The sequence below is a fragment of the Neorhizobium sp. P1_A6 genome, assembly GCF_056406795.1.
In genome coordinates, this window is the sequence record NZ_JBFTZM010000001.1 from 36,371 (window position 1) to 48,767 (window position 12,397).

8 protein-coding genes are annotated in these 12,397 nt (G+C 59.8%); 5 read left to right on the forward strand and 3 right to left on the reverse strand.

Annotation, left to right across the window (positions count from 1 at the left end; all coding sequences use genetic code 11):
* Nucleotides 1-8 precede the first annotated feature (8 nt).
* Nucleotides 9-458, reverse strand: a complete 450-nt coding sequence (locus tag AC1D3C_RS00180) for a MarR family winged helix-turn-helix transcriptional regulator (protein ID WP_247032625.1) — start codon at nucleotides 456-458, stop codon at nucleotides 9-11.
* A gap of 99 nt (nucleotides 459-557) precedes the next feature.
* Here AC1D3C_RS00180 and AC1D3C_RS00185 point away from each other — a divergent pair, with 99 nt between their 5' ends.
* From AC1D3C_RS00185 to AC1D3C_RS00200, 4 genes are all read left to right on the forward strand, one after another.
* Complete coding sequence (locus tag AC1D3C_RS00185) at nucleotides 558-2,423, forward strand: chloride channel protein (RefSeq protein WP_477481976.1); 1,866 nt, start codon at nucleotides 558-560, stop codon at nucleotides 2,421-2,423.
* A gap of 165 nt (nucleotides 2,424-2,588) precedes the next feature.
* Complete coding sequence (locus tag AC1D3C_RS00190; RefSeq protein WP_477481482.1) at nucleotides 2,589-2,846, forward strand: hypothetical protein; 258 nt, start codon at nucleotides 2,589-2,591, stop codon at nucleotides 2,844-2,846.
* A gap of 273 nt (nucleotides 2,847-3,119) precedes the next feature.
* Nucleotides 3,120-5,546, forward strand: a complete 2,427-nt coding sequence (locus tag AC1D3C_RS00195; RefSeq protein WP_477481483.1) for a PAS-domain containing protein — start codon at nucleotides 3,120-3,122, stop codon at nucleotides 5,544-5,546.
* Nucleotides 5,547-5,693: 147 nt separating this feature from the next.
* Complete coding sequence (locus AC1D3C_RS00200) at nucleotides 5,694-6,911, forward strand: GGDEF domain-containing protein (RefSeq protein ID WP_040125881.1); 1,218 nt, start codon at nucleotides 5,694-5,696, stop codon at nucleotides 6,909-6,911.
* A gap of 90 nt (nucleotides 6,912-7,001) precedes the next feature.
* On the opposite strand, the gene AC1D3C_RS00205 is transcribed toward AC1D3C_RS00200, so the two are convergent.
* The gene (locus tag AC1D3C_RS00205; protein WP_477481484.1) at nucleotides 7,002-9,200 is read right to left on the reverse strand and encodes an alpha-amylase family protein; all 2,199 of its coding nucleotides are present in this window, start codon (nucleotides 9,198-9,200) and stop codon (nucleotides 7,002-7,004) included.
* Nucleotides 9,201-9,331: 131 nt separating this feature from the next.
* Nucleotides 9,332-10,462, reverse strand: coding sequence for a LacI family DNA-binding transcriptional regulator (locus tag AC1D3C_RS00210; RefSeq protein ID WP_477481485.1), 1,131 nt, complete (start codon nucleotides 10,460-10,462; stop codon nucleotides 9,332-9,334).
* A 277-nt stretch (nucleotides 10,463-10,739) separates the two neighbouring features.
* Here AC1D3C_RS00210 and AC1D3C_RS00215 point away from each other — a divergent pair, with 277 nt between their 5' ends.
* A complete protein-coding gene (locus tag AC1D3C_RS00215; protein WP_477481486.1) occupies nucleotides 10,740-12,356 on the forward strand; it encodes an ABC transporter substrate-binding protein in 1,617 nt (538 codons plus the stop codon).
* Nucleotides 12,357-12,397 lie beyond the last annotated feature (41 nt).

A 12,397-nucleotide genomic window follows, 5' to 3' on the forward strand; every position in this document is an offset into this window, starting at 1 on the left:
AGTAGCAGTCAAAGCATCCATGTCATGCGCTGCATCTTCTGGCGGTCCTGCAGGACCCGGAGCGCCTGCATCAATTCCGGCGCCATCTTCCGGATCTCGAATAGATGGGCACTTGCCAGTCGGTCAAGGGCATCCTCCGCCTTGGGTGTGAGACGAATAACGTGTTTGGCGCGACCCACGGTTGACGGCCCTGCCTCGACATAACCTTCGTCGATCAGTTGCTGAATAAGGTCATCCACCAGTCTACCGGTCATCAGGAGGCGCTCGGCCAGCATCCGCGCGGTCATCTGTCTGCCGCTCGGCAAGCCCTTTATCGCCAGCAGCGCCTGATGCTGCTGCGGCTTGAGACCGAGCTTATCCGCCTCTTGCGCGCTGAACTGCCGGAACCGGCGGATACTATAACGCAAGTCGGCGAGTGCTTCGTAATCTCCCGCGGTGAGACGTTCCTGATGTTTCATGATCATGCTGCTCCCGGATTTACGGCTTGATTTACATCGTATCACGATATATTCGACATGCTCAAGCCACGCCCGTTTCCGACCCGCCAAAGGAAAGCCATGTCGCAGCATCAACCCGGCAACCGACCGCACGACTTCACAGGAGGACTTTCGAGGCGCGAGGCAGGAGACTTCACCACGGACAAGCGTGTTCTCGTCCTGGTCGGGATGTCGATTGTCGTGGGCACCGGCGGCGCGTTCGCGGCATGGTGTCTTGTGAGCCTGATTGCGCTGGTCACCAACATCGTCTGGTTCGGCCATATCGGTATAGAACCGGCCTCGCTCGCAGGCGTGCCGCGGTCCCCGTGGATCTTGCTGATTCCTCCCTTGGGAGGATTTGTCATCGGTCTGATAGCCCGCTTCGGATCAGAGAAGATCCGAGGTCACGGCATTCCCGAGGCGATCGAGGCGATCCTCATCGGTGGCAGCCGGATGTCGCCCAAGGTCGCGGTGCTGAAGCCGCTGTCGTCGGCGATTTCGATCGGCACGGGTGGCCCCTTCGGTGCGGAAGGCCCTATCATCATGACGGGCGGAGCAATCGGATCGTTGTTCGCGCAATTCTTCCATATGAGCGCCGCCGAGCGCAAGACGCTGCTGGTGGCGGGGGCAGCGGCTGGCATGACGGCTATCTTCGGTTCGCCGATCGCAGCAGTCATGCTCGCCGTCGAACTCCTTCTGTTTGAATGGAAACCTCGCAGCTTCATCCCCGTTGCCGTCGCAGCGTGCGTCTCGATATGCTGGCGGCCGATGTTGTTCGGCACGGGGCCGCTGTTCCCCACGCACTATGACATCGCTCTGCCATGGTGGGGCATTTTGGCCTGTGCCGCGATCGGCATCGTATCGGGTCTGCAATCCGGGCTGCTCACCACTCTGCTCTACAAGATCGAGGATCTCTTCGAAGAGCTTCCGATACACTGGATGTGGTGGCCGATGCTCGGCGGCATCGTGATTGGCGTCGGGGGGTTGATCGAACCTCGCGCCTTGGGCGTCGGCTACGACATTATCGACGGCCTGCTCAACAACAAGTTGCTCGCCTCGACCGTCCTGACCATCCTCGTGGTCAAGACCTGTATCTGGCTATTCGCGCTGTCTTCCGGGACCTCCGGCGGGGTCCTCGCCCCTCTCCTGATTTTCGGCGGCGCCCTTGGCTGGCTTGTCGGTCTGGTTATGCCGGGTCACGATCCTGGCTTCTGGGCCTTGCTGGGCATGGCGGCGATGATGGGCGGGACGATGCGCGCGCCGCTGACGGGCACGTTCTTCGCGGTCGAGATCACGGGGGATATAAACACCTTGGTGCCGCTTCTGGCAGCGACGGTGGTCGCCTATGCCGTGACGGTCCTGCTCCTGCGCCGTTCGATCCTGACCGAGAAGATTGCGCGACGGGGGCAACACATCACCCGCGAATACGGCATCGATCCGTTCGAATTCACAAGGGCCGGTGAGATCATGATCAAGGAGGTGGACACGCTGCCGGCGACAATGACGGTAAGGGACGCCTGTGACCTCTTTGCGTCTCCGCAAAAAACCCACCGCATTTACCCCGTGATCGACAGCGCCGGGCGCTTGGCGGGGGTTGTGTCCCGAGGCGACGTACTTGGCTGGCAGGGGAAAGCCGAACTGGCGGAGCAAACGCTTGCCGAACGGGTTTCGGACGCTTCGGTCCCGGTTTGCCATCCGGAAGACACGGTCGGTTTCGTCGCAGATGTAATGCTTTCAACCGATACCGGACGGGTTCCGATCGTCGATCCCGTCAGTGGAAAATTGTGCGGGCTCGTTGCGCGAAAAGATCTTCTGCGCCTGAGAAGTTTGCTGCGAACCTCGGAATTCGAACGACGGCCATATCTTTCGACGACGACGCGAAATCACGCGAGCATGGGCAAAGACGCCGGCGTTGGACAAGCCGCGCAACGAAAAGAAATTGATTGAACCGTTGGCCACTTCGGCCCGATCAATGCCGCGTTCGTGTACATGTCCGCTCGTGAATTTCTTGATATACATCGCCTCACGACATACATTCGATGGGTGAGGAGAACGCCACGTTTTCGCATCCTCCTCCTCCTCCCCGGCATCCATTGATGAGGAGCATAAGGTATGAGCGACCACAGGAATGTGCCCAGTGTTTTGCAACGAATGACTGACGATGTTGAGGCCGGCTACGGCTCCACCGTCCTATCTTCGCCGACCGCAAAGATGGATTTCCTTCGTGCCCAACTTGCTCAGCGAGGTCTGGCTTCAGAACGCATGAGTTGGAGATTGCTTCTGCTCGAATGGCAATACGATCTCGCGGTTCTCTTCGGGAATCTCGGTGATTGGATAAGGTATATCGATCGGCGCTTCAAATCCGACTGACGTATAGAAGTCTTCGGCCTGATTTTCGAGCTTGCCATATCGATCTCAGCCCCGACGGAAACCGCGCGCGGATGCGGCGGATTTCGGCAATAGGCTGTTAAGCCTAAGGATATCGCGACACGCCTCTATAAGCTCTCCTTAATAGTCGATACGTATTGTAGGCCTGCGACAGATCAGCGGCGGAATGGTAGGCGATCTTCATTGGCGACAGCATTTCCCCTACAGTTACACTCGTCTTCACTGCCCGCGGCTCCGGACGGAGATGCGGTTTCGATGGCAATTGCCCAAAATACCGCTCATCGACGGACGACAGTTCTTGTCATCGGCGCAGATGCAGCCAAGCTGGATCTCAGTCAGCTGCCGGTGGAAAACATTGAGATCTCGGTTGTCTCCCCATGCGACACCCTGGAGAACCTACAAACAGTCGTGGAGGCGTCACACCCTCACCTTATCCTGCTCGACATCACATTTGCAGATTTGTGCGGCGTCCAGACCTGCCGCAGCCTGAAGCTTAGTTCGGGGACATCTGAAATACCGGTGATCCTAGTCACTCCTGAGGGCGATATCGAAGGACGGATCGCCGGGTTTGAGGCCGGTGCGGTTGACTGTGTCTCAAGCATGATCGACAGCAGGGAACTTGGCGCGCGCGTGAATGCACAACTGGCGTCAAGCCGCGGCCGCAAGCAGATTCTTGGCCACGAACAACAGCTCCGCATCGCACTCGCCAGCATGAGCCAGGGGGTTTGCCTCTTCAACGCCGACGGCACGCTGGCGCTATCCAACAGTCGCTACGCCGAGGTTTACGGCGTGGACCCAGCCTTGATCCACCCTGGGCAGTCGCTCGAAGACATCCTAAAGCTGCGGAACGAAGTCGGCGCCGTCCCGACGATGTCCACGGAGGAATATCTCGCATGGGCGGAAGACACGAACGCCGCGGGGTCGTCGCAGGTCTGGGTAAAAGAACTTAGATCGGGCAAAGTCATCCGAGGCTGCCATCAGCGCACCGCCGACGGGGGATGGGTGTCGACGCATGAGGACGTTACCGAGGCGCGACTAGCCGAACGATCCCTTGCTCAGGCTCATGCCCAGGCCGAACACGCAGAGCAGGAGGCGCGGGCAGCGCATGCGCGCCTGCTGGCCGCCTTCGAAGTCGTCCCCGAAGGCTTGGCACTGTTCGATGAAGACGATCGATTTGTGATGTGGAATCGCCGCTACGAGCAGCTTTACGCCGATAGCGGCGCGCCCCTCGTCAAAGGCATGGGTTTCGAGGACAGACTTCGCAGCGGGCTGCAGCGTGGCCAATATCCCGAGGCGATCGGCCGTGAGGAAGAATGGCTGACCGATCGGTTGGCCCGTCACGCAGAGCCGAAGAGTGCTCATGAGCAGCGCCTGCCGGGGAATCGCTGGGTGCGGATCGAGGAAAGACGCGTCTCGGGTGGCGGAAGCGTGGGGATTCGCGTCGACATCACCGATCTCAAGATGCGCGAGGCTTCCTTCCGGCTATTGTTCGAAGGAAACCCTTTGCCAATGTGGGTTCAAGACCGGGAGAGCCTCCAGTTTCTCGACGTCAACCAGGCGGCTCTTGATCATTACGGCTATGATCGTGACCTTTTTCTTTCCATGACACTCTTGGACATCCTTCCGCCGGAGGATTGGGAAAGAATGAGGGTCGCGGCCACCGCCGCAGAGCATGGCCGCGAAGCCAATCGGTCTCAGCGGCATCGGACAGCTCGCGGAGCCGAAATCGAGGTCTTTATCTACTCAAGCCAACTCGCCTTCGACAGTCGTCCGGCGTCGCTGATTGCCGCTGTCGACGTCACCGAGCGGAAACGGGCGGAACGGGCGCTGCTTCAGCACCGCGATGATCTCGAGGAAACAGTGCGCAGCAGAACCGCGGAAATCGCGCGCCAGGCTGCGGAACTCGAACGGATGCTTGATCAAGAACGGCAGGTCAACGAGTTGCAGCGGCAATTCGTTTCGATGGCGTCTCACGAATTCCGGACTCCGCTTTCGATCATCGACGGCGCGGCGCAGCGTCTCGTCCGCCGCAAGAACGCGGTCACACCGGAGTTTATCGGTGAGAAGACGGAGCAGATCCGCGGCGCAGTTTCGCGAATGCTTGAGTTGATGGAAAGCATTCTGGCGGTCGGGCGCTTGGATCACGGTTATATCGATATCGTTCGCAAGCCATGCGCACTGGGCGACATCATTAGGACCTGCAGTGCGCGGCAAGAGAGCATACGCAAATCTCACCGGTTCCTGCTCGATCTGGAGCGGCTTCCCTCGACTATTTATGGCGACGGCGCGGCGCTGGAGCAAGTGTTCACCAATCTCTTCTCAAACGCCGTGAAATACGCGCCGGACTCTCCGAACGTCTATGTCACGGGGTCGCAGCAAAACGACTGTGTCCAGATTACCGTTCGCGACGAAGGCATCGGCATCGACGCGGATGACTTGCCGAAGATGTTTGGACGTTATTTCCGAGCGAGAAGTTCGTCCGGCATCGCTGGCACGGGTATCGGCCTGAACCTGGTGAAGCAGGTGGTCCAGTTGCATGGCGGCGAAATTCACGTCGACAGCGTGAAGGGCGAAGGAACGGTGTTTACGGTCAATCTGCCGATCGCGCGGCCCGAGCAGATGGAGGCGGACACGGCCGGGACGATCGTCCGGACAAACCTGCCGATCGAGGCCCAGGCGTAAAAGTAAAACTGGCGACCCGAGTCCGGTCGGCTCGCTAGCCCGTCTTGTCCCCAGTCATCTGCACCCTAAATCCGGCACATGGACGCCAAGCGAATTATAGGTTCTACCAAATCGGCAACAGCGTCTTCGCGGAAACCTCTGCCGAGGCTGAGTCCGGCCATAGTGGAACAGGTCGAGCGCCTCCTGGGCGGACGCACGCGGGATATCCGGCTCAATGGGGATCTGGCCCGGCTTTTTCGCGAACGTTCCTGGCCGCAGACTGCCAAGATCATCCGCGCGTGGATGATCTGGGTTATCGTGCTCGACGTCCTGACGTTGGGCCTCTACGCAATCCTGCTCCCAATCCAAACCGTGATGACGATGCTGTGGCCGGCATCCCTCCTTCCGCCCGCAGCTCTTGTCGCCGCGATGGTCTTCCTGCGACCGCATGCTTTGTGGCTGCAGGGAGTTATCATTCTCTCGGCGGTCTTTCTCATCCTCCTGTCCGTCGCTTTGGTAGGTGTTCACGCCGGTGGCGAGTTCTACGAACGCCATCTGACCATCATGCTTTTTGTGGCGGTCACCGCCATCATTATATTTCCCATTCCGCTTGGTTGGGCGATGGCGATCAGTGCTTTTGCTCTCGGTATCTATTTTGTTTTTCAACTGCACAATCCGAACATCCAGGTGGGAAGTGCTCTCGCCGGAACGCTGTTTTTCGCGAGCGGTGTCGTAGCAACCATCGTTGCCCGACGCACCGCAACGATTCTGGCTCACAAGACCTTCCTGCTCGAGTTACGAGATCGAAGTCGCCTCGCGGAGCTAACTGACGCCAATTCCCAGCTGGAACTGCTGGCCCGAACCGACCCGCTGACCGGCGTCGCCAACCGGCGTTCGATGATGGAGACGCTCCATCAGTTCTGGAACGCCGACCTTAAACAAACGAGCGGTGCGGCGATGCTGATGTGCGATGTCGACGACTTCAAACGCCTCAACGATAATCTCGGGCATGCCGAAGGCGACCGATGCCTGGTGAAAGTCGCCGGCATCATCCAAAGCAGTATGAGAGACGAGCGAGACCAGGTCGCCCGTTATGGAGGGGAAGAGTTTCTCGTCTTCCTCCCGGGCGCCGACGAACAGGAGGCCAGGGTGATCGCAGAGAGAATCCGCAACAGAGTAGAAGCTGCGTCTCTTCCAAACCCCACCTCTCGCGTCGTTCCTTATGTCACTGTCAGCATTGGAGTGGCGATATTGATGCAAGATTGCGGGCTGGTGTCGGCGGAACATCTTCAGCGCCAGGCGGATGCGGCCCTCTACCTTGCCAAAAAGGCCGGCCGCAACTGCCTGGTGGTCCATTCTCCAGAGACCGGCCAGGCCTCCGATTGACCTGCCGGCTCCCCGTATCGGGTCTTCAAGTCAAAGACCATGAAGGACGATTGGCGCCGCCCCGACGGAAGCCTGCGGTTCCGGATTTGGCTATGCCGGATCAAAGTCGATAACCGCGACTTCGTGATCCGCGATGGCCGGCACCTCGAAAACAAGCTCGGTGCCCTGCGTTATGGCCGGAACAGAGCGGCCGCTTACGGTCAGGCGGATGTTAGAGGATATTATTCTCGAGCCGATGCGCAGGCGGACCGTGATCGGACCAACGGGCAGAAGTTCGTCCTGTCGTCCCGGCATTTTCGCCATGATCAGGCGGTTGTTGAGATGCAGGACATAGCGACCTTGCTGCTCGTAAAGCGCCGGGCTTATGACACCGTGCCCACCTTCGAGCGACACCAGTTGCCGATCACGGAGAGCCCAACGAACAGCGTTGGCGATGATCGTCGCATGTTCCGGATGCTCGTCGCGGGCAAAACACCGGTCGAGATCGCCAACCAACCAGATCAGCTTGCTGCCGCTGGCCGGCTCGCGGAGCGTGATCATCGGTAGATCCGACCGGGGCTGGCGCATCCAGGAGGTTTCCGGCGGATAGATCGGGAATTCGGGAACGAAGGTCGCCAGGACCGCCACGTCATCATCGACGCCGACGACGGGAAGGAAGCCGCCGAACGGGATCGTGTCCGTTCCTTCCAGACCGCTCAACAGCGGATGACGTATTCCGACGGCAGCCGGCGCCGTGCTATCCGTCGGGCCATAAAGGGCAGCCCGCAGTTCCGGGACAAGGCGGAGATAGGTATGTCTTGCGGCGACCTCGATATCCGGGTTGGCGAGCTCCTGTCCGCCCCGTGACCCGCTGCCACGGTGCACGCCAAAAAGATCCGCCAGTGCAAAATCTCGCCTCTGATCGCCTGAAACATCATAGAGGCTGGTTTCCGACGTGGCGATTACCGAGCCACCCGCTTGCGCGAATGCCTTTACGGCGTTCACCTGATCGTCTGACATCGCGCCGAGATTGGGCAGAATGAGGACGCCGACGCGGCCGATCGCACCAGCCACGTCATCGGCGTGGATCGGCAAATAGGTGATCCCGGCGCGATCGAGGGCACGGATCGCTCCCCTGTAGGGATTCATCGTGCGGTCGTTGGCTTTGTCCTGGCCGTGGAAGTCGTGGTTGTCCTGCGACCACACCACGCCCACATCGGCCAGCGGCTTGCGATTGAGAAGAATATCCTCATTGGCTTCATGCCAGGAAAAGATCGGCTCTGCGCTTTTGTACTGGCGCCGGTCTTCGTGGAGTGAGCCGATATGGTGCCACCACGGCTGGATGCCCCCGGCAAAGCCGGCCGACGACCATAACCTCACCTCGACCGCGGGCATGCTTGCGAGCCGGAAGGCCGGGCTTCCGAGTTGGTATTGCGGCATGCTTTCTGGAATGAGCTTCTCCCAACCGCCCACTTCATGCAGCCGCTTGCCCGCTTCCGTATTATCGGCAAACCCATCCACGGGATTGCGGCGCTGGTGGTCGAGCATGACGATTTCGGTGCGCGCGAGAATGGCTTTCAGATCGATGAAGCGCGAACTGTTGTTCAGCACGTCGCCGCTGATCATGCCCATCCATCGGCAATGTTTGCCGCCGGCTTTCATCGTGACGGAGTTGTTAAGTTCCCAGATGTCGGTGCGACGCTGATAGTTCCAGCGCACCCATCGCCGATAGCGCTCGTCGGACCAGTCTTGAGCAGACGGCAGATCGATGCCGGCATGGGCGCGGAACTGCTCTGCGCAATGCCGGCAATGGCAGATGTTCTTGCGCGGAATACCGGCCCAGCTGTTGTCGGCAAAACCGTCCGGATTGCTGTGTTCGATAATCTCCTGCATGACCTGCGGCAGATATTCCCAATAGTAGGGCGAATTGATGCAGGTGATGTATTTGTCCGCCTGACGATATGGCTTTCCGGTCGCGTCGACACAAATCCAATCCGGATGAGCGCGGTAAAAGTCTTCCGCAACCCGGTTCGAATCCATGCGGGCTATCACCTTCAGCCCCGTTTCCCGTGCATCCTTGACGATTTCGCCGTAGAGGTCCCTTTCCCCAAGCGTGTGAGCGCGATGATGAAGCGGGAAAGCGGAAGGATAATAGGCAACAATGCCGCCGGCATTGACGATCACGCCTTGGATGCGCGTGTTTTTCCAGTGGGCCCGCCACCAGGCGCCATCGTAGCGATCCGGATCGATCTCGACCAGGTTGGTCTGTCCCCAACGTGTTGTGGTTCTGTACCAGGGTTCTTCAGCCATTAAATATCCTCCCTTGGCCTGCCGGCTTCCTCTGCGATCAACCTCTTGTCTGCCGATCCGCGCGGCGCCTCCTCGACGCGCTTGCTCAGATCATATCCGTCCACCCAACAGGTGTTTCGCGCGGCAAGGGTTCAGCGATCGTCGCCTGCAGTACGCATCTGTTGGGGAGCCGCAGCATCGTCGTCCCGCACCGGTTGCGCCTTGCGATCGGTGCTGGCGCGCTTGACGATGTCGAACCCGACGTCAACGATGCGCTCATCGTCCGGCTCGCCGTCCAGCTGTCGGCGCAGGGCAACCACCGCGTCGTGTCCGACGGTCCAGCGATGTGTTCTGACACTCGACATGGCGGGCGACGCCGCCTCCATGAAATCCTCGTCGTTGAACCCGGCGATGCCGAAATCATTCGGAACCGACAAACCGCGGGCCTGGCACTCGAAGAGAGCGCCAAGCGCCAGCACGTCGTTGTTGCAGAAAACCGCATCCATACGGGGCTCCCTGTTCCAAAGCTCGCTAAGCAGTTCCCGACCCATTGCGGGCGTCGAATATTGATGCTTGTCCCAACTGCCCCGCAGCGCCAGCGCACCAAGATCACCGGCTGCGTTCGTCAATCGCGGATCGAATACCCCGGCCTCCTTGAGCGCTTCGACGTAACCCGACAGACGCCCCTTCGAACGGCTGTTCATCCAACCGCTGAGAAAACCGATACGGCGATATCCGACTTCGATGAGATGTTGGGTCATCGCCTTGGCGGCGTTGTGATGGGAAAATCCGATGATCTTGTTGACCGGATTGTCGGACAGATCCATGATCTGGATCACTGGGCAGTTGGCTTTTTCCAGCATCCGCCGGGAAGCGGCATTCTGGTCAATGCCCGAGACGATCAGGCCGGCCGGCTTGTGCCGGAGAAGTTCAGCCAGAAGTCGCTCCTCCTCGTCCAGATCGTAACGCGTGTTGCCGACCTGGATGTGCAGCCTCGTATGGCCTATCCCGTCATAGATGCCGCGCAGGACATCCGCGAAGATGTGCTGGGTCAGGGAGGGAACGAGAACGCCGACCACATCGCTGCGGGTGGATGCCAGGGCCCTCGCATTGAGATTGGGAACATAGCCAAGCTCGCGGACGGCGGTATCGATCTTTTCCCGAAGCATATCGGACACCAGCGATGGATCGCGCAGGGCCCGGGAGACCGTAATCGCTCCCACACCCGCCAGTGCGGCCACGTCGGCTATCGTGGGTCTACCGTCAGTCCGGCGTTTCGACATCTAAGGCTCCATCAAGTGAATGTCCGACGGCGTCGCATCTGCAGAGATGTTTGCCGCACGGCCATGTTTGCGATGGCCGGGATGTTATCCGCGTTGCCCGAGGTAATCCATTTGCCCTGCCGGACCTTTCGGCCTTTGTCTCCGCGCATGCTAAAAAATCGCTCTTCAGTGCTTGACGATCCGTCGATGGCAGCGCTACCATCGGATTGCATTGTTCGTCAACCGTCTTGTGCCGTGGAGGCGGAACAGGGTTCGGTACGCCCAGGGAGGGAGTGACATGGCAATATCTCGGCGCATGTTTATCGGCCGCACGGCTGCAACTATTGCTGGTGCAAGCATAGCGACCAGTTTGGGCGGATCTGCTTTCGCACAGGCATCAGACACGCTGCGGCTGGCCTTTGCCGCCCGCGGCGTACGCACCATAGATCCGGCACGTTCGATTCAGGGCGCCGACGAATGGGCCATCATTCATATCTTCGACAAACTGGTCGAAGTGCCGCTCGGGCATTTCCCGACCAGCGTCGCCGAGGTCCAGCCAAGCCTTGCGACCAGCTGGTCGGTGACACCGGACGCCAAGAGCTGGACATTCCAGCTTCGCCAGGGCGTGAAATTCCACAAGGGCTACGGCAACCTGACGTCAGACGATGTGAAATTCACGTTCGATCGCCTGCGCAACGACAAGGCACTGGGCGGCAACCGCGTCCTGTTCGACAATATCGCGGACGTCAAGGTGGACGGTCCGGCGACGGTGATCTTCACCCTCAACCAGCCGGACCCGCTGTTCATCATGGGCCCGCTCAGCCATTATTCGTCGAGCATCATTTCCCGCAAGGCGCTTGAGGAAAAGGGGGCGCCGGCCTTCGAAAAGGATCCGATCGGAACCGGGCCTTACCAGCTCGCCAGCGTCGAAAGCGATCCCTCACAGGGCGTGAAGCTGACCGTCAACAAGGACTATTTCGGAGACGCGCCGGCAACTCCCAATCTTCAGATCCGCTATATCGCCGATACCACAGCCCGGACGCTGGCCCTGCTGTCCGGCGACGTCCACATGATCGAAGGGGTGCGCGCGCCGGGCTGGGTGCCGTCAATCCAGCAGCGGAATGCCAAGCTGCATTTCGATGTGGCTTCACCGGGCAGCTTCTTCACAGTGTCCATGAACCTGACTGTCAAACCTTTCGACGATATCCGCGTTCGGCAGGCCATTGCCTATCTGATCAATCGCGACGAACTCGCGAGCGCCATGGCACCGGTCAGCCAGCGCACGTATGGCCTCAATCCGCCGTCGTTTCTCGGCGGTTTCACCGCCGATACCATACCGGCGGCCGTGCGCTACGACCACGATCCGAAAAAGGCCAAGCAACTGCTGGCCGAAGCAGGCTTTCCGAACGGGCTGTCTTTCAACGCCTATACCTCGCAGCGAGAAGACTATTCCTCGGTGATGCTGATCATCCAGGAACAGCTTCGCGCCGGCGGCGTGGAGATGAAGCTGGACATCAAGGACCACACGGCCTTCCATGCCGACCAGGCGAAGGGCACCAATACGATGTTCCAGCGCTCGGCAGCCTATCCTCCGGTCCCGACCCAGGCGATCATCGAGCAGCTGACGACCGCCGCTGAGGTCAAGTCCGACGGCTCGGGCGGTCCGAACTTCAGCCACTACGGCGTTGCCATTCCCGGCATCGACGAGATGCTGAAGAAAGCGATGCAGGAGCCCAATCTCGAGAAGCGTGTGAAGCTGGTCCAGGAGATCGAGGTCAAGTTCCTGACCGACATGCCGCTCCTGCCGATCAGCGACAACGGTTATCTGGTCGTGCGCGCGGCCAATGTCGACCTCGGTTACGAACTCAAGTCGGGTTACGCCCACTGGCGTCTGACAAGAGCGAAAATCGGCTGATCGACGCCGCGTGACTTCCAAACGACGACACCAACCGGGAA